General features: G+C 32.6%; 19 protein-coding genes. All 19 read right to left on the minus strand.

Going from position 1 to position 18,164, the window contains the following annotated elements:
- Positions 1-10 precede the first annotated feature (10 nt).
- Positions 11-427, minus strand: a complete 417-nt coding sequence (locus ACKOWY_RS06830) for a lipocalin family protein (RefSeq protein ID WP_408940692.1) — start codon at positions 425-427, stop codon at positions 11-13.
- A gap of 1 nt (position 428) precedes the next feature.
- A complete protein-coding gene (locus ACKOWY_RS06835) occupies positions 429-1,208 on the minus strand; it encodes a hypothetical protein (RefSeq protein WP_408940693.1) in 780 nt (259 codons plus the stop codon).
- Positions 1,209-1,319: 111 nt separating this feature from the next.
- The gene (locus ACKOWY_RS06840) at positions 1,320-2,444 is read right to left on the minus strand and encodes a helix-turn-helix domain-containing protein (RefSeq protein WP_408940694.1); all 1,125 of its coding nucleotides are present in this window, start codon (positions 2,442-2,444) and stop codon (positions 1,320-1,322) included.
- Positions 2,445-2,619: 175 nt separating this feature from the next.
- On the minus strand, positions 2,620-3,873 hold the full coding sequence (locus tag ACKOWY_RS06845) for a murein hydrolase activator EnvC family protein (protein WP_408940695.1): 1,254 nt from the start codon (positions 3,871-3,873) through the stop codon (positions 2,620-2,622).
- A 5-nt stretch (positions 3,874-3,878) separates the two neighbouring features.
- Positions 3,879-4,652: a DUF4292 domain-containing protein gene (locus tag ACKOWY_RS06850; RefSeq protein ID WP_408940696.1), complete on the minus strand. Its 774-nt coding sequence runs from the start codon at positions 4,650-4,652 to the stop codon at positions 3,879-3,881.
- A complete protein-coding gene (locus ACKOWY_RS06855; RefSeq protein WP_408940697.1) occupies positions 4,653-6,014 on the minus strand; it encodes a tetratricopeptide repeat protein in 1,362 nt (453 codons plus the stop codon).
- Positions 6,015-6,018: 4 nt separating this feature from the next.
- Entirely contained in the window at positions 6,019-7,029 is a 1,011-nt protein-coding gene (locus ACKOWY_RS06860) for a sugar phosphate nucleotidyltransferase (protein WP_408940698.1), read from the minus strand.
- A 53-nt stretch (positions 7,030-7,082) separates the two neighbouring features.
- Positions 7,083-7,517, minus strand: coding sequence for a dUTP diphosphatase (dut, locus tag ACKOWY_RS06865; protein WP_408940699.1), 435 nt, complete (start codon positions 7,515-7,517; stop codon positions 7,083-7,085).
- A gap of 43 nt (positions 7,518-7,560) precedes the next feature.
- Positions 7,561-9,045: a lipopolysaccharide biosynthesis protein gene (locus ACKOWY_RS06870; RefSeq protein ID WP_408940700.1), complete on the minus strand. Its 1,485-nt coding sequence runs from the start codon at positions 9,043-9,045 to the stop codon at positions 7,561-7,563.
- A gap of 102 nt (positions 9,046-9,147) precedes the next feature.
- Positions 9,148-10,008, minus strand: a complete 861-nt coding sequence (gene atpG / locus ACKOWY_RS06875) for an ATP synthase F1 subunit gamma (protein ID WP_408940701.1) — start codon at positions 10,006-10,008, stop codon at positions 9,148-9,150.
- 80 nt (positions 10,009-10,088) lie between these two features.
- On the minus strand, positions 10,089-11,666 hold the full coding sequence (gene atpA / locus ACKOWY_RS06880; protein WP_408940702.1) for a F0F1 ATP synthase subunit alpha: 1,578 nt from the start codon (positions 11,664-11,666) through the stop codon (positions 10,089-10,091).
- A gap of 23 nt (positions 11,667-11,689) precedes the next feature.
- A complete protein-coding gene (gene atpH, locus ACKOWY_RS06885) occupies positions 11,690-12,223 on the minus strand; it encodes an ATP synthase F1 subunit delta (protein ID WP_408940724.1) in 534 nt (177 codons plus the stop codon).
- Positions 12,223-12,723, minus strand: coding sequence for a F0F1 ATP synthase subunit B (locus tag ACKOWY_RS06890; RefSeq protein WP_408940703.1), 501 nt, complete (start codon positions 12,721-12,723; stop codon positions 12,223-12,225). Before ACKOWY_RS06890 ends, atpH begins: the two co-directional genes overlap by 1 nt.
- Positions 12,724-12,801: 78 nt before the next feature.
- Positions 12,802-12,993 carry an ATP synthase F0 subunit C gene (atpE, locus tag ACKOWY_RS06895; protein WP_108369812.1) on the minus strand — a complete coding sequence of 64 codons (192 nt, stop codon included), beginning with the start codon at positions 12,991-12,993 and terminating at the stop codon, positions 12,802-12,804.
- 35 nt (positions 12,994-13,028) lie between these two features.
- Complete coding sequence (gene atpB / locus ACKOWY_RS06900) at positions 13,029-14,180, minus strand: F0F1 ATP synthase subunit A (RefSeq protein WP_408940704.1); 1,152 nt, start codon at positions 14,178-14,180, stop codon at positions 13,029-13,031.
- A 115-nt stretch (positions 14,181-14,295) separates the two neighbouring features.
- Positions 14,296-14,505 (minus strand): hypothetical protein, encoded by a 210-nt coding sequence (locus tag ACKOWY_RS06905; RefSeq protein WP_408940705.1) that lies wholly within the window; start codon positions 14,503-14,505, stop codon positions 14,296-14,298.
- Between the two features lie 175 nt (positions 14,506-14,680).
- Positions 14,681-14,923 carry an AtpZ/AtpI family protein gene (locus ACKOWY_RS06910; protein ID WP_408940706.1) on the minus strand — a complete coding sequence of 81 codons (243 nt, stop codon included), beginning with the start codon at positions 14,921-14,923 and terminating at the stop codon, positions 14,681-14,683.
- Complete coding sequence (locus ACKOWY_RS06915; protein WP_408940707.1) at positions 14,892-15,296, minus strand: polymer-forming cytoskeletal protein; 405 nt, start codon at positions 15,294-15,296, stop codon at positions 14,892-14,894. The genes ACKOWY_RS06910 and ACKOWY_RS06915 overlap by 32 nt, the downstream gene beginning before the upstream one ends.
- 2 nt (positions 15,297-15,298) lie before the next feature.
- On the minus strand, positions 15,299-18,124 hold the full coding sequence (locus ACKOWY_RS06920) for a tetratricopeptide repeat protein (RefSeq protein WP_408940708.1): 2,826 nt from the start codon (positions 18,122-18,124) through the stop codon (positions 15,299-15,301).
- Positions 18,125-18,164: the final 40 nt, after the last annotated feature.

Below are 18,164 nucleotides of genomic sequence, written 5' to 3' on the forward strand. Positions count from 1 at the left end.
TACCAACTTATTATTTTTGATAAATTAATTTAATATCACTTGTAACTATTGTGTTAGATGTGAAATGCCAACCTTCATAGCTGTAAATTAATTTATTGTTTTCTAACTTTATTTGATGATTTTGATCAACTATACTGCCGTTATCAATGGTGTATTGACCATTATTGTTACTCCATTTGTACCCCGAAGTTCCATTAGGCACACAGGTATTTAAAACAGTGTCTTTAATAAAATACTCTTCTGTATAATAACCATTACTTTTAAATTCAATAGTATTCAATAAGGCACATTCTGATAAATCCTTTAATGAATCATTTCTAAAATATTGTTTAAGATGCCATTTTCCTACTAATGGATCTTGTGGTTTTTCTTTTGAACAACCAATTAGAAAAATAATGGCGAATACAATTAGAACTTTAGTTTTCATATTATTTCTTATTAAAATTAAATTTATATTGAATTCCGAACTTTAATATTCCGCCAAGAACATAATCGGATTGAGAAAAAGAAAAATTATCCCCTTGGTAGGAGTTTTCAAAATTATGTAATGCAAAAGATAATCCAATTTGTGAGGTTAGTAATAAAGATTTAGATTTTAATAGCTTATAATTAAATGAATAACTCGGAGTAATAAAAAAATTGGTCGCACCATTATAAGTAGGATTTTTTAAAAATTTGAAATAAGATAACTTTAAAGAAAACCCAGAGTCAAAATTAGTCCTACACTTCATCATATTAAACTGAGTGAAAATCTTATAATATTTTTCTTCTAAATATTCGTCTCCCCTGTCAGGCGAGTCTTTATGTGAGGTGAAATAAGAAATTACAGCAGCATTTTGTGTTTCAAAACCGGTTAATACTTCTAAATTTTTATATTTTCCAACATGACCAAAATTTTGATATCCACCACCAAAACTATAACCATTATTGTTGTTCTCTTCGGTAATTCTGCTTCCTAAAAGCGGAGTGTATTCAATAGTTGTACGATTGTAATTGTAAGTTGCAAATCCAAAAAAATGTTTGTCTATAGTGTAAATTCCTTGTATTTGTTTAGTGCCAAAAACATAATTTGCTGCCAAAGTGAAAATTTTTGGTTTGCTTTCAGCAACAATAATGTTTGAAATTTCATCGTATACTATATCTCTTCCTTGTGCTTGTGTATTAGAAATAGTTAGTAAACCGAAGATGCATAAGAGTACTTTTTTCATAAACTTTGATTTTAAAGATTAGTCAAAAGTAAAACTTGATAGAAAAGAGGTGTCCTAAATTCTTTTAATTAAAGAATATTAGACTTATTTGTGGAATTTAGGACTAATTGTTTATTGATTATTCAATCTATAATCTGAAGGAGTGGTGTTGGTAAACTTTTTGAAAGCAGCATAAAATGTAGACTTAGAATTAAAACCACATTCTAAACCAATTGATAAAATTGTATATTTTTTATACTCTGATTTTGTCAAATATTTTTTTGCTTTTTCAACACGTAAATTATTAATATAATCCGAAAAATTTGTAGAGTTATCTTTATTAATTGTTTGTGATAAAGAACTGGTGCTTATTTTTAATTCGGATGAAAGCATTTCTAAACTAAAGTTTGGGTCTAAATATCTTTTATTGGATTCGATATATTCTTTAATTCCTAAAAACTTATCTATAGATCCCGTTTCTTTTATTTCCTTATTTTGTGGTGTGATTTCTGAATCTGTTTTAGCAACTAATCTTCTTAATTCGATTCGTTCAGTTAACATTTCATAATTAAAAAAGCCTTGGTAACCTATCCAATATAAAACTACAGAGCAACTAAATCGCATTGGATAATAAATAAAAATCGTTGGGTTTAAAACTTTATCTAAATTTAAAATTACTGCAGAAACCCAAAGTAATAAAACCAAACTACCTAAAAACATAAAGTTTTTCAACCATTGTATAGTGTCAAATTTTAATACAAAGGCATATAATTTAGAATGCTTGTAGAAAACCAAATAGGCTTTAACAAAGAAATAAAAAGCATAAATTACATTTATTATTTCTTCTACTTGAGAATATTTTGCAACAGCGTAATTATAATTAACCCCATAAAAAAACAAAGCAAATAGTACTCTAATTAATAATTCTAAACCAAAAAAAGTGATTGCAAAGCCTATATAATGATTTATTTGCTTTTCTATCTTCAAATAATAAATTACAAAGGCATAAAAAGAAGGTAAAATCATTACATACCATGGAATTAATAACTTTCGGACAAAGAAATTTACTTCCAAAATTGAATTATCAATTAAATAAATTTGTAAATTATTTAGAGTAATAAAAAGTACAATCAGATTTAAATAAATAACTGCTTTATCTTTTCTTCTATTTGAGAATTGCGTGAAGATAATAAAGAAAATTCCCAGAAAAATTCCGGCAATCATTGTTAAGTTAAAAATAGTTGTTGCTAATTCCATTATATTGGAGTTAATGTCCTTTACTTATTAAGCTACTATTTATTTGTAATTTTATTTCCAAATATAGTTAATTTATGATGTAAACAATAAACTATAACATTAACTTATAATTGTAATAAAAATAAAAAAGGTCCAAAAAGTAACACTCTTTGGACCTTTTTTATTGATTTTTTTATTATCGTTTCAACCATTGCATTGGATTTACGAAAGAGGAATTTTGAGAAATTGTAAACTTTAAAATGGTTTTACCTTCGGCATTGGTTCTAATTCTTCCTAAAGTTTGCTTAGCCGAAACCTTATCTCCAGCGCTTACATTAACAGAACTTAAGTTTTGATATACCGTAAAGAAATCTCCGTGTTGCACACACACTAATTTTGTTAAAGGCGAAGTGATGATTACTTTGGTCACTTCTCCTCCAAATACGGCCCGTGCACTAGCTCCCGCTTCGGTGGTGATTTCTACACCACTATTATGAATAGTTAAAGTTTTATAAACTGGGTGGGGCTGATCTCCAAATCCTAATGTAATTGCTCCTTTTTCTACTGGCCAATTCAAGCTTCCTTTGTTGGCTTTAAAATTATTTGAAATTACTTGCCCTTCCGGTGTAAGCATAATCTTGGTAGACTCTTCTATCTTTTTGGTTTCGGCAGCAGTTGTTGTTTTTGGGTTGGCTTTTACCCTAGCAGCAGCCGCTTTTTTATTTGCTTCAGCAATCGCATCTCGAATCATTTTCTGAATTTGCGCATCTATTTTTTTAGACTCCTGTTGCTTTTTCTTGATTTCGGCAATGATTTGTTTCTTATCTTTCTTCAGGCTGTTGGCAATTTTTTCTTGCTCTTGCTTTTCTTTTTCAAGATCGGCGCGTTGCTTTTCTTGCTCTGCCAATAGTTTTTCTTTTTCCGTTTTTTGCCCGCTTAATTTAGCGTTATGTTCTGCCAATTGAACGGTTTTATCTTTAATTTCATTGCCCTGCATTTTACGGTAGCTTGAATATTGCTTCATGTACTGCAGTCTTTTATAAGCTTGCGAGAAATTCTCTGAAGACAATAAAAACATGGCGCGGCTTTGTTGCGAACGACTCTTGTATGATTTCACAATCATTTGCGCATAATCTTCTTTAAGTACAACCAAGTCTTTTTTTAGCTTATTAATCTCCACCTGATTAATATACATGTTGTTGCTTAAAAGTTTGGTTTGTTTTTCGGTGGTGAAGATTAATTTTTGTTTTAATCCTATTTTCTCCTTTTGGATTTGCAAAAGTTTGGTCACCGATTTTTCTTTGCCGCGTACCTCTTGAAGCATGCGTTCTTTTTCTAGAATTTCTTCTTGAATTTTATTTTTTCTTTGCTCTAATTCTTCCTGCGTTTGTTGGCTCCATGCCAATGCAGATAAGAAGATGAAAAATAAAGTGGCTAATTTGCTTTGCATAACTATTAGATCTTTTCTATGAATATTCTTTCGTAACCTTCAGGAACATTGTAAGGAAAAGTAAGTTCTTCGTTAACGGAAATGTTCTTGTATTCGATATTGATGTTAGTTTTACTCTCTTTTTGTCGGGCATCAATTGCCAAAGATAATGGTAAAATCATTGAGTCGTATCTTTTATAATCGGGATATTCAATCTGCAAGGTTCTTTCTTGCACGGTTTGATTAATTTCTTGTTTTTTTACTAGGTAATTATCACTTTCAAAGTAAAAAGATTTGTTGGTATTACTGTTTGGATTGGATTGCAACTTGTATAATTTTTCAATTATTGAAGCATCGTATTTTGCACCGTGCAAATCATCAATTGTTTTTCCTAAAAACATATTTTGTAACTTTTGATAATCTAAATCGGTACCAATCCATTTACTTAAAGTTGAAAAATCGCCTTCAAAATATTTGTTTCCAATTTTATCGTAATACTTTACAGCGCTTGGAGTAATTAGGGCTTTTGCCATGGTAATTCCTAAAACACGAACGCTAATTAATATTTTTTCATCTTTTTTTATTCTGATTTCAGCCTGAACATTTTGAGCCTGTTTTTCATCTTCATATCGCGCACTTGCCTTAATATACAATGTAGAAAAATCGATTTTATTGTTGTCATAGCTTTCAATAATCTTATCGGCAGATAAAGAAGTGCTTGCTTTTCCTTCTGCTAAAACCGCTTTGGTCTTGCAAGAGGCTAATAGGATTAATAAAACAAATGCTAAATATTTTTTCATTTATTGGTGTTGTAATTTTTGTTTTTCAATTAATGCATTGGCTTTTGTAAAATAAGTGTCTTTCTTTTTAAAATCTCCCATTCCGTTGTAGGCTTCTCCCAACTGAAGGTTGAAGTTTATTTCCAAATTGGGATCGTCAATAATAAAATCAATTCCAGTTTCTAAACTTGCAATGGCTTTTTTATAATTTTTCAATTGATTATTGGCTAATCCATTATAAAAATACAATTGTGGCTGAGATGGAAACATTTGCATTTGCTCCTCTGAAGCAGCTTCTAAAACGTCAAATTGAGAATTCTCTGTATAAGCTTGCATCAATAATATTATAGTTTCCATATCATCGGCTTCCGATTTTAAATGCATTTCATAATATTGAATGGCTCTTTTCCAATCTTTTTTTGTTTGAAAAAACTTCCCTATTTCTTTGGCGACTTTTACTTCTTTATCCTTGCTAAAATACCCTATTGCATGATCTAAATCTTTATCGAATTGGGGATTGTTTTTGGTAAAAATTAAAAATTCATTTAAAATTCGATGCTTGATTTTAGTGTCTATTTTTTCACTAGCCAAAACAATATTCATAGCATTAACGGCTTTTACTCCGTCGTTATTGTTCAAATGAAATTTAAACAGACTCACTTGCGCCCAATCGGAAGTTGGAATTTCTTTCTCTAATTGTTGTGCAATTTCTAAGGCTTTATCCTCTTGATTGCTTTTAGAATATAGAAAAATCAACGCAATATAATTGGATTCCTCTTTTGGAAATTGTTTGATTTTACTAATCAAATTGGCTTTTTCAGGGCCTTGATATTTTGCGTCTTGCAAGATTTGCGCTTTATATAATTCTCTTTTTTCTGATTTTCCAACCGTTTGATTGAGATCATTTATTAAGTCGAGGGCCTTGTCATATTGCTGGGTATTCATGTAGAGCGAAGTCAAATCTTCTTTATAATCTACTTTAAATTCTACTAATTTTTGAACGATGCGTATTGCCTGATTGTAATCGTGGGTTTCATAACACACATCATACATTCCTACCCAAGCCCAGCGGTTTTTTGGATCGATTATAGCTGCTTTTTCAAAATTATCGTAGGCTTCTTTGTATTTTTTTTCAGACAAATAATTTTTACCCAATTCAAAATAAACCACATCATTTTCTGATTGAAGTGCTTGGCATTTCTCTAAGGATGCAATAGCTTTATCATAGTTTTCCATTCCTTTTTGCTTCAACGATTCATAAAAAGAATCTTCAAATTTGTTTTCGGCCAAAGCCAAAGTATCTTTAGGCTCTTCTTGAGCTAAAAGATAAGTGGGTGCAAAAAACAAGGCAAAAAGTAAACTATATAAGGCTGATTTTTTCATTTATTTATTCTAATACCGAATAATCTCCAATACTGATACTGGTGAATTTTCCGTCAAAACTTGTATGATTTCCGATCATAGCATTATCCAAATGTGCATTTTTTATGTGCGAATGGGTTTGAATCAAACTGTTTTTTATAGTACTATCACTTACATGGCATCCGTCTCCCAAAGAAACATTAGGGCCAATAGTTGCATTGGTTAACACCACATTTTTTCCTATATAACAAGGCGGAATAATGGTAGAATTGTGCTGTAATACATCATAATCAATCAAGTGAATTCCGTCGTTATGTAAAAAATTCAACATTCTTGAATTGGTTTCTACCGTAACTTCTTTATTTCCGCAATCCATCCATTCGTCAACTTTACCAGGTACAAATTTCATGCCTTTTGCCATCATTTGCTTAATACCATCGTTAATTTGGTATTCGCCACCGTGAACAATATTGTTGTCTAACACCAATTGCAATTCGTTTTTTAATACGGCAACATCTTTAAAATAGTATATTCCGATAACGGCAAGATCAGAAACAAATTCTTTTGGCTTTTCTACCAATTCGATGATTTCATTGTTTTCATTTAAATTGATCACCCCAAAAGCTTCCGGGTGGTCTACTTGTTTTACCCAAATCACACTGTCGGCAGTGGTATCTAAATCAAAGTCGGCGCGAATTAAAGTATCGGCATAAGCGATAACCGCAGGACCGCTCAAAGATTCTTTAGCACACATAATGGCATGCCCTGTTCCTAAGGCTTCATTTTGATAATAAATAGTTCCTTTGGCCCCTAATTTTTGAGCAATAGCAATTAATTCTTCTTCTACTTTTTTACCAAAACTCTCGTGGATGATAAAAGCAACTTCATCAATGTCTTGATTTAAAACGGCAGCAATATCTTCAACCAAACGATGTACAATTGGTTTTCCTGCAATTGGAATTAATGGTTTTGGGATGGTTAAAGTGTGTGGTCTTAATCTAGATCCACGACCTGCCATTGGTACTATTATTTTCATTTTTATGTCATTGTGAGGAACGAAGTAATCGCATCCTCTTGTTAATTTATTTCTTATTTTACTCCGGTACTTCCAAAACCACCTTCGCCTCTTGAGGTTTCTGATAATTCTTGCACTTCCACCCATTCGGCTCTTTCATGTTTGGCGATGATTAATTGTGCAATGCGTTCTCCATTTTCAATTACAAAATCCTCGTTGGATAAATTTACTAAAATTACTCCAATTTCTCCGCGGTAATCTGCATCTACTGTTCCTGGAGAATTCAAAACGGTAATTCCTTTTTTGGCTGCCAAGCCGCTTCTTGGGCGAACTTGTGCTTCATAACCAATTGGAAGTTCAATAAAAAGTCCGGTTTTAACAATGGTTCGTTCTAATGATTTAAGCGTAATTGGTTCCGAAATATTAGCACGTAAATCCATTCCTGCAGAGGCAATAGTCTCGTAGTTTGGTAATTCGTGTTGCGATTTATTGATGATTTTTATGGTCATGATTTAGTCATTACGAGAAACGAAGCAATCTCATTTCTCTGATTTATTTTTTTCTTTTAATGATTCTTAGTAAGGTTTCTTTTTCGCTGTAATAAATGAAATACAAAAACACAAAAAGGATTCCAATTTTAATAAAATAATTTTCTCTTATGTACGGAATGTAAAACGAAATGGCTGAGAACAAAATGCTCAAAATTAAATATCCAAAAATTCGAACTCGATCGTACGGAATTGGGTATTTATTTCGGCCTAAATAATACGATAAGGCCATCATACTCCCATAAGCCGCAATCGTTGCAATTGCAGAGCCGTAATAACTACCAAAAGGGCCTTTTAAAGGAATTAAAAGATAATTTAGGGCCAAAGTTACAGCTGCGCCAACTAAAGATATATAAGCGCCTATTTTGGTCTTGTTGGTTAACTTATACCAAACCGATAAATTGGTGTAAATTCCTAAAAAGAAATTAGCAAAAACAATCAGGGGAACCACTTTCATCGCTGCCCAATAGGTTTTATTATCTAATAAAATGATTTTTAACAAATCAGCAAAAACAATTACGAATAACGAAATGAAAGAACCAAATATCACAAAGTATTTGGTAATGGTTGCATAGGTTTGCGGCGCATTTTCATTGCTTGCATGGCTAAAGAAAAAAGGTTCGATGCCCAAAGTGTAAGCCGTTCTAAATAAAACCATAAATAACCCCAATTTATAACAAGCTGAGTAAGCTCCAACTTCTGATTTAGCAATATTGGGCGGCAATAATTTTCCTAATAGAATTTTATCAAAATGTTCGTTGATGGCAAAGGCTAATCCGGCAATTAAAATGGGAATACCATAGTGCATCATGCGTTTCCATAACTCGGGATCCATCTTCCAATTTATTTTAAAATAATCAGGAGATAAGACAACAAATGTGGCTAAACTTGAAATTAAATTAGCCATAAAAATATATCCCACTTGAAAGTCATCTACATAAATAGACGCAAAAATTCCGTCGGGATCTGAATTTGCCATTTTAGGCAAAGCCAACAAAAAGAAGAAATTCAAGCCTAAGTTAATGACCACATTCCCAATTTTAATCGCAGCATAGCGTTTTGGTCGCTGATTAGCTCTTAACTTTGAAAACGGAATCACTACTAAAGCATCTAATACTAAAATCCAAATAGAATAGGTGATGTATTGTACTTCAACATTAGCAAAATTAGCTAAGGTGTTTCTAAACAATAAAGCAATTATCAAAAAGGTCAAGGAGCTCCAAAAAATAGAAATAGTAGAAGTTGAAATTACTTTTTTCTTATCGTCTTCTGAATTATAAAATCGGAAAAAAGCAGTTTCAAATCCGTAGGATAAAATCACATTAAAAAATACCATCCAAGACAATACCGTAGTTAGGTCGGCATAATCTGCTCTATTTGGAAGCACATTGGTGTAAAGTCGAACCAAAAAGAAGCTAAGCATTCTTGGTAGCACCATGGCCAAGCCATAAATAGCAGTTTGTTTGAATAAGTTTTTATATAAACTCAAGGTAAAATTCTTTAATGAATAACAAAAATAGTTATAATATCGATGTAATAAAAAAAGAGCCAACAAATGTTGACTCTTTTATGATTTTGTTAATACAAAACGTTATCCTTTTAAAGCTTCGGCTCCACCAACGATCTCTAAAATCTCATTTGTAATTGCCGCTTGACGCGCTTTGTTGTAAGTTAACTTTAATTGATCTCTTAATTCGGTTGCGTTATCGGTTGCTTTGTGCATTGCGGTCATACGTGCTCCGTGTTCTGAAGCAAATGAATCGCGGATGGCTTTATACAATTGCGTTTTTAACGATTTTGGAATTAATGTTAAAACGATTTCTTCTTTTGATGGTTCAAAAATATAATCACCGGCAGAAGCAGCTGCATCTGAAGCAACAGGTGCTAAAGGCAAGAATTGCTCTGTTTGAACGATTTGAGTAGCCGCATTTTTAAATTGATTGTAAACAATTTCAATTTTATCGTAGGCTCCAGAAGTAAACATTTCTGTAAGTTCGTCAGCAATTTCTGCTACAGCATCAAAAGTAAGATTATCAAAAATTGCATTATGACTAGCAACAACCGTATTGGTTTTTTTAAATACATCGCCACCTTTTTTTCCGATAGAAAAAATATCTACTTGTTTTCCTTCATAAGAATCAGCAATAGCTTTTGCTTGTTTAATTACGTTGGTATTGAAAGCGCCGCACAATCCTCTGTTAGAAGTAACTGCAACAATTAATACTTTATTGATTTCGCGTTGAGCAGTAAAACTACCACCAACTTCGCCATCCATAGTAGCGCTTAAACTTTGTAATAATTCCGTTAATTTTTCGGCATAAGGGCGCATTGCTGTAATTGCATCTTGTGCTTTTTTCAACTTTGCCGCAGAAACCATTTTCATTGCAGAAGTAATCTGCATAGTAGATGAAACGGATGTAATTCTATTACGGATTTCCTTTAAGTTTGCCATTTTTTTTGAAAGTTAGGAGTTTGAAGAGGGAAGATGGAAGTAAAAATATACCTTTCTACTTCCAGCTTCTAACTTCCTTCTTAATTATATTTTGCAGAGATTTCTACAGCTGCTTTTTCAATAACATCAGTAATGTTATCGTCTAGTTTTCCAGCTTTTAATGCGTCTAATGTATCTCTGTGTGTATTATTTAAATATTCTAAGAAATCTTTTTCAAATTCTTTTACTTTATCTACAGGAACATTTCTTAATAAATTTTTAGAACCTGCATAGATAATAGCAACTTGATCTTCTACTGTATAAGGAGAGTTCAAACCTTGTTTTAAGATTTCAACGTTACGTTTTCCTTTTTCAATTACGTTTAAAGTAACCGCATCCAAATCAGATCCAAATTTTGCAAACGCTTCCAATTCACGGAATTGCGCTTGGTCTAATTTTAAGGTACCTGCTACTTTTTTCATTGATTTAATTTGTGCATTACCTCCCACACGTGATACCGAAATACCTACGTTAATTGCTGGACGAACTCCAGAGTTAAATAAATCTCCATCTAAGAAAATTTGTCCGTCTGTAATCGAAATTACGTTAGTTGGGATGTATGCAGAAACGTCACCTGCTTGAGTTTCAATGATAGGTAAAGCAGTTAATGAACCTCCACCTTTTACGATGCTTTTTAAAGTATCTGGCAAATCGTTCATGTTTTTAGCAATATCATCATCTGCAATTACTTTACAAGCTCTTTCTAATAAACGAGAGTGTAAGTAAAATACGTCTCCAGGGTAAGCCTCACGTCCTGGTGGTCTTCTTAATAAAAGAGATACCTCACGGTAAGCAACTGCTTGTTTAGATAAATCATCATAAACAATTAATGCAGGACGACCTGAATCACGGAAATATTCTCCGATTGCAGCTCCAGCCATTGGCGCATATACTTGCATTGGTGCAGGATCGGATGCATTAGCTGCTACAATTACTGTATAAGCCATTGCTCCTTTTTCTTCTAGCATTTTAGCAATTCCAGCTACAGTCGACGCTTTTTGTCCAATTGCAACATAGATACAAAATACTGGTTTTCCAGCATCATAAAATTCTTTTTGATTTAAGATGGTGTCAATACAAACGGTAGATTTACCTGTTTGACGGTCACCAATTACCAACTCACGTTGTCCACGACCTACAGGAATCATAGCATCTACTGCTTTAATACCTGTTTGTAATGGTTCTGTAACTGGCTGACGGAAGATAACTCCAGGAGCTTTTCTTTCTAAAGGCATGTCAAATAACTCGCCTCCGATAGGTCCTTTACCATCAATTGGGTTACCTAATGTATCAACTACACGACCAACAATTTGTTCTCCAACTTTTAAAGAAGCAATACGTTGTGTTCTTTTAACTGTAGATCCTTCACGGATTCCAGTAGATGGTCCTAAAAGTACCACCCCAACGTTGTCTTCTTCTAAGTTCAATACGATTGCTTCCAATCCGTTTTCGAATTGTACTAACTCTCCATATTGCGCATTAGACAAACCGTAAACACGAGCGATACCATCACCCACTTGAAGTACAGTTCCTACTTCTTCTAAACTTGCACCTGATTCAAAACCAGATAATTGTTTTTTTAATATTGCTGTAATTTCAGCTGGTTTAATTTCTGCCATTTTGATATATCTTTAATGGAATTTTAATTGCTAAACTCTCTTTTTAATTCACTTAATTTACTTGCTACAGAAGCATTGTATTGTTGGTCTCCAACTCTCAAAATAAATCCACCAATAATTTCTGGATCTACAATATTGTTGATAGTAATTTTCTTGTTTGAAAACTCGGCAATTTTAGCCAATACTTTTTTCTCTAACTCCGGAGTAATAGGAAGTGCAGTAGTTACTTTAGCTACTTCTACTCCTTTACTTTCATCGTACAATCTATTGTATTGAATTGCTATTTCGCCTAAAATTTCATATCTTTTATTTTCAAATAACAAGTCGAATAAACTTTTAGTTTCTGCTTGAATACTTGAAAATATTTCAGATAATGCCGATTTCTTATACTCTATTTTAATAATAGGGCTCGTTAGAAAATGCTTTAACTCTGAACTTTCAGTGATAGCAGAAACAATAGAATTCATATCTGTTTTAACTGCATCTGCATTTCCAGAAGTTTGAGCAATGTCTAATATTGCTTTGGCGTATCTAATCGCTGCTCTAGACATAATGATTAGTTTAATTTAGCGTCACCTAACATTTTCTCAACTAATTTAGTTTGAGATTCTTTGTTAGATAATTCGTCTCTTAATACTTTTTCAGCAATTTCTAATGACAAAGAAGAAACTTGATTTTTCAAATCTGCCATAGCTGCATTTTTTTCACTTTCAATAGATGCTTTAGCTTGCGCAATCATTTTCTCTCCAGCTGCTTGAGCTTCTGCTTTTGCATCGTTAATCATTTTGTCTTTGATTTCACGAGCTTCTTTCATTAAAGCATCACGCTCTGCTCTAGCATCAGCTAATAATTTCTCATTATCTGATTTTAGATTTTGCATTTCTTTTTTAGCGCTTTCGGCAGATTGTAAAGCATTTTTAATACCTTCTTCTCTTTCGTTAACTGCATCTAAAATTGGCTTCCAAGCAAATTTTTTCAATAAGAAAATTAATGCAACGAATAATACAGTTTGTAAAATGAATAAGCCTAATGAAATATGTCCAAATAATTCTTCCATTATATATGTATTTAAATTTTTTTAATTTTAAAAAGAACAAAAGTTGTAACCAACCGTTACAACTTTTGTTGTAAAAATTTACGATGCAAAAATTGCAGCGAAACCAATACCTTCAATAAGTGCAGCAGCAATAAGCATAGCTGTTTGGATTTTTCCAGTAGCTTCTGGTTGACGAGCGATTGCATCCATTGCAGAACCACCGATTCTACCAATACCAATACCTGCTCCAATAACTACTAATCCTGCTCCAATAATTCTAGGGATTTCCATAAAAATATGTATTAAAAATTAAACATTCAAAACTATTAATGATGTGCCTCATCATGGTGGTGCTCCTCTGAAGCAGAACCAAAATATAAAGCGGCCAACATTGTAAATATGTACGCCTGTAACAACGCGACTAAAACTTCTAATAACGTTAACACAAATGAAAGTAAGAAAGCCAACGGACTTCCAACAATGCTATTTGCTTTGTACATTAACGCAATTAAACTCATTAATACCACGTGACCTGCCAACATGTTTGCATACAAACGAATCATTAATGAAAATGGCTTAATGATCGTTCCTAGCAATTCTATTGGTGCTAAAATAAATTTCATTGGCACTGGTACTCCTGGCATCCAGAAGATGTGTTTCCAATAATCTTTTTTAGCAGTGAACGTGGTAATAAGGTATGTTAAAAGAGCTAAAGCTCCTGTAATTGCTAAATTTCCTGTAATATTTACTCCTAGTGGTGTTAATCCAAAAATGTTTGAAAACCAAATGAAGAAAAATATAGTCAATAAGAAACTCATGTATTTTTTATAGTGCTTTTCACCAATATTTGGAATTGCAATTTCATCACGGATGTACAAAATAATAGGCTCAAAAAAGCGTCCAGCTCCTTTAGCTATAGAACCGTTCTTTTTGTATGATTTTCCTAATCCAGCAAATAACAAAAACATTAAAATACTAACCACAAAAATCATAAATAGACTTTTGGTTATGGATAAGTCAATTGGTTTTTCGTTTTCAATTTGACCTTTAGCATTTTCTTTAAGTTCTCCGGCAGCATCTGTTTTATAGATTTTACCATCGTGGTGGCTAATTTTGTAATAGCTTCCGCCATCTTCAGCTACTGCTTCTCCATGCTCAAATTTTGAAGAGGAAAAAATATGAATTCCATTATCCCAAAGAATTACTGGCAATGGAAAACCAACATTATGCTCGGCATTTTTTCCGTAAGAAAAAATGTGAAAATCGTGCGAATCTAATAAGTGATGCTGAATAAACTCTTTTCTTTCTTCGTCTTTGGTTTCTTCTTCAGATACTGCTTTCATTTCTGGAGTAGCTGCAACTGCTTCTACCTTTTGTTTTACAGGTGCATTTTCGCTAGAATTAGCAGAACTATATAGAGGAAAAAATGCTACTAAACTGGCAAATAAGAACTGACGTGATTTGTTTAAAAACAACATATTTGATAATTTCTTTAATTTATTTTCTCAAATTTGGTGCAAAAGTACAATTTAAATTAATATTTAAAAGTATAACTTTTATTTTTTTTGCTAAAAAGCAGTGTCTTTTTCTATATTATTGTTTTTTATTCAACATTCTAATAGTTACAAGCGTTTCTATTGTTAAAAACACAGCAAATATTAAAAAGAAATTTGCTTTTTCGGGAGTGATTAATTTACTCGTATTCTGTAATATCGGATGCAATAAAATATAGCCAACTGCCATTTTTATACTGGTTACTAATAGAAAGGTTTGACCAACGCTGTCTATATTTTTTTCTTTCATTTTGATAAGAATCAATAGTATAATAATAGAACAGGAATAATAAAACAGATATAAAAAAGGGGTGGAATACCTAAAAGTACTGTTAATTAAGGCATTGCTAAAAAAATAATTATATAGTTCATGTATAAGAAAAGCGATTAGGGCAAGTATAGACGCTTCAAATATGGGTTTGTATTTACTGCTTTTCATTGTCGTCCATTTTATTAATTTCTTTCAGCTGGCGGTTGATGTTGTAAAAAGCCAAGGCAACTCCAATAAGAGTGAAAATCTTTACAAATAAATTATTGGGGCTGGAATACTTTTCGTCTAACCAAGTTCCGAGTTTTGAGAACAGAAAAATAACTACTCCCATTTGAATGGGAATATTTATTAATGCCAACCATTTATTAGGCTTTCTTTTCGGTGACTGGGGACTCATTTGGTAGTTTAGATTCGGAATTTTGTCGCATTATGCAACTGGCGCTAAAGTCTGCTCCGGGTTCTACAGATAGTTTTCCGCACACCACTTCCCCTTGCACACTCGACTTGAATTTTATATTCAGTAATTCCTCTACTTGAATTTTTCCTTTATACTTCCCTTCAATATCGCAGTTTATACAAACGACATCTCCGGTTACACTTCCCGCTGGTCCAATTACCAACTTACCCTTGGATTCAAAATTCCCAATTAAATGTCCGTCAAGTCTAAAATCGGCAGGAGAAACAATATCTCCTTTAATTGTAGTTCCTTCTACAATTCGGTTGGTTTTACCCAATAAATCGGTATAGGATTTTGCTTTTTTATCAAACATAATTATGGTTTTTTAGGGAAACCCGGATTAGCTGATTTAGGGGTTGCATTATCTAAATTACTATCCGTTGGATCTACATCCATTGGCGGAATAGTGCTGGTGTTTTGCTTTCCTTTAAATGCAGGAGCTTGATTATTATTGGCAGGGTCTTGACCTTGATTTTTTGATTTTACTGCTTCCTGATTTTTGTTTTCAGTCTTAGCAACAGGGATCAAAATATCTCTTTGAATTGGAACAATTGGTTTGTTCAGCCAATCTCCAGCGATATAATCAGTAATGTTCTTTTTAACTTGAACTACTTTGTAATTTTCGCTCGAAATAACAATTGCAGGTTCAGAAATTTTATAATCTTTATATTCTTTTAACACATGAGCAATCCCGCTTGCACTTTCTGCAGATTTAATCCCATGAATAACTAAGAAATTGCTTTCAAGTGTGTATATGTCTGTTGAAACAGTTAGCTTTTCGATGGTTCTTTCTTTGGCAAATTTGGTTATTTTATCTAATAAATCTTTGGTGCTTTTAGCAGTTAAATCGTCTGCTTTATACAATATATTCCAAGAAAGCGGAAATTCCGAATTAAATGAAAGCGACTCTAAATACGGTATTTTAGTTGCAATATAAATCTCGGTGTTTTTTCCTTCTTCACTATTTGGATAAGATAATGCAACATAATTCAGCGCTTTTTTAAATTCGGCTACTCCTTTTAATTTACCAACCACATTGGCTTTTAATAATTCGAATTTTGGTAACATCTCCTCACCGGTATATTGCTCAATTGCAAGCTCTAATTTAGGTAGGATTTCGCGGTATTTTTCTTTTTCAAAATCTCTAAACAATTCATTATAGGCTACTTCTGGAGAAGAACTTGCTAAATTGCCCCCGCCTGAATTATTTAATATTTGAGCATAACGAGAATCTGGATATTGCGCAATTATTTTATTTTTCATAACAAGCGCTTTTTCTTTATCTATAATCTCATAGATTTTATAAAGATTATACATTGATGGCAATATCAATCGCTCTTCCGGCTTGTTTTCTAATAGTTTTTCTAGCTTGTCTGCTGCTCTTTTATATTCTTTAAATTTTTCTTTGTAAATCACTCCCAATTGGTAGTAAGCAAAATTTCTTTCTTTAGCTATACTGTCTAAAATTTTAGAAGAAGTTGGTATTTGCTTGGTGTAATAATTTACAGCATATTTTTCGTTTACTTCCTTAGTAGAATTGTCAGAATTGGCTTCGGCGTCTTTGCTGTCCTCCGGATTTTTATCGTCTTTTACCGCCTCTTTAGAAAGTCTCCAATTAAGTACATGAGCTCTATCTCCCCATTTTTTCTTAAATTCTACAACTCCAAAAGCAACTGTTGACGGATTGTAAAAATAAAAAGTACTGCCCGATCCTGAGTTCAAAGAAACGGGGGTAATTGGCTTATTTGATGATTTTGCTGCCGATGCATTTTCGGTAGCTGATTGTTCTTTTTCTTTAGATCCGTTTAATTTAGCCTCGTCTGCCGCTTTTTTAGCATCTTCTTTTTTAAGCGTCTCAATAAAATCTTTGTAATATTTTTCTTTCCCTTCTTTAGATAAAGAAGCTACTTTTAAAATACTATCGTTGCGTTGTGCGATGCCTTCAAACTTAATTACATCATCTAAATTTTCTCGCTTTTTAGTAATCAATTTAAACTCTCTCGATTTCGAATTTAATACGGTAAGCGTACTATCAAAATATTTTCCTGCGGTAACATATTTTGCTTTGTTAAAATAAATATCGGCAAGGTTTCTATAATTTGAAGCTAATAAATAGGTGTCGTTCGATCTTTTCTTAATTGACTTGTTGTAATATCCTATTGCCTCTTTGGAATTATTTTGTTTATCATAAAACAAGGCCATTTGGTGGTTTAAGACATCAAGAAACGGACGGTTTTCTCGGTCCTTTAGCATCAATCGAAACTTTTCTAAAAACGCAATTGTATCTCCTTTTTTATAATCAAATTGAGCCGCTTGTCGTGCATGTGCTTGAATCACATATTGTCTTGCCGATTTACGTTTCATGTCTATAACCTCTTGGTATTTTGCGTAAGCGCTATCTTTATGGCCTAAGCGCTCATAAATTTGGGCTTCAATAAAGCGGTAACGCGCCTTTTCTTCGTTTGATTTAGTAAATTCTGTAGCAATTTTTAGTTTTGCTAACGCATTTTTATCTTCCTCAAGATTTAAGTAGGCTTGAGCCAAAGCGGCATTTGCATCGGCAAAAATTTGGTCTTTAAATTTGATTTCGCCTAATAATTTTTTAAGATTAACAACTGCTGTAGCATCATTATCCATGCGCATGTTGGTCTTTTCTCTCCAAATTTTTACTTCCTGAATTCTGCTGCTCGTTGGGTATTTATACAAGACATAATTGAATGCCTCTAAAGCTGGGATAAAGCGTTGATCATAATATCTAGTTTTTCCCAATAACAAATGCGCCTCATCTATTTGTGGATTTTTTTCAGATCCTCCAATGTTCATGGAGTGTTTTTGAATAGCCTTAGTAGCTTTGGTTTCGGCTACTTCAAAATTTTGATTTTTATTTTGGCCTGGCATCATTTGCTCCTCAGAAATTTGCATACGCTCAACCGGAAGAATGGACCAAAAATTATCTTTATACTGTGATTTTAATTCAACAATTCCTTTTTCTAAGGCTAAATTTCCATTATAAAGAACATTGTCTCTAGTAGTTAATGCGTGATAATTTCTTGAAACAAAGGTGTTTTTCTTAGTAGAGCAGGCTACAAAAAAAAGTATTATTGCGGTAAGAAAAGTATATTTAAAAGTACTCGTTTTCAATTTCAAATCGTTTTATTATTAACTTAAAAAAGTTGATTTT

This window comes from Flavobacterium sp., assembly GCF_046073885.1.
Classification (GTDB): domain Bacteria; phylum Bacteroidota; class Bacteroidia; order Flavobacteriales; family Flavobacteriaceae; genus Flavobacterium.

Bases quoted from the DNA above. Each gene is read 5' to 3' on its own strand.
- ACKOWY_RS06830 (WP_408940692.1), bottom strand. From the start codon at position 427: ATGAAAACTAAAGTTCTAATTGTATTCGCCATTATTTTTCTAATTGGT.
- ACKOWY_RS06835 (WP_408940693.1), bottom strand. From the start codon at position 1,208: ATGAAAAAAGTACTCTTATGCATCTTCGGTTTACTAACTATTTCTAAT.
- ACKOWY_RS06840 (WP_408940694.1), bottom strand. From the start codon at position 2,444: ATGGAATTAGCAACAACTATTTTTAACTTAACAATGATTGCCGGAATT.
- ACKOWY_RS06845 (WP_408940695.1), bottom strand. From the start codon at position 3,873: ATGCAAAGCAAATTAGCCACTTTATTTTTCATCTTCTTATCTGCATTG.
- ACKOWY_RS06850 (WP_408940696.1), bottom strand. From the start codon at position 4,652: ATGAAAAAATATTTAGCATTTGTTTTATTAATCCTATTAGCCTCTTGC.
- ACKOWY_RS06855 (WP_408940697.1), bottom strand. From the start codon at position 6,014: ATGAAAAAATCAGCCTTATATAGTTTACTTTTTGCCTTGTTTTTTGCA.
- ACKOWY_RS06860 (WP_408940698.1), bottom strand. From the start codon at position 7,029: ATGAAAATAATAGTACCAATGGCAGGTCGTGGATCTAGATTAAGACCA.
- dut (WP_408940699.1), bottom strand. From the start codon at position 7,517: ATGACCATAAAAATCATCAATAAATCGCAACACGAATTACCAAACTAC.
- atpG (WP_408940701.1), bottom strand. From the start codon at position 10,008: ATGGCAAACTTAAAGGAAATCCGTAATAGAATTACATCCGTTTCATCT.
- atpA (WP_408940702.1), bottom strand. From the start codon at position 11,666: ATGGCAGAAATTAAACCAGCTGAAATTACAGCAATATTAAAAAAACAA.
- ACKOWY_RS06890 (WP_408940703.1), bottom strand. From the start codon at position 12,723: ATGGAAGAATTATTTGGACATATTTCATTAGGCTTATTCATTTTACAA.
- atpE (WP_108369812.1), bottom strand. From the start codon at position 12,993: ATGGAAATCCCTAGAATTATTGGAGCAGGATTAGTAGTTATTGGAGCA.
- atpB (WP_408940704.1), bottom strand. From the start codon at position 14,180: ATGTTGTTTTTAAACAAATCACGTCAGTTCTTATTTGCCAGTTTAGTA.
- ACKOWY_RS06905 (WP_408940705.1), bottom strand. From the start codon at position 14,505: ATGAAAGAAAAAAATATAGACAGCGTTGGTCAAACCTTTCTATTAGTA.
- ACKOWY_RS06910 (WP_408940706.1), bottom strand. From the start codon at position 14,923: ATGAGTCCCCAGTCACCGAAAAGAAAGCCTAATAAATGGTTGGCATTA.
- ACKOWY_RS06915 (WP_408940707.1), bottom strand. From the start codon at position 15,296: ATGTTTGATAAAAAAGCAAAATCCTATACCGATTTATTGGGTAAAACC.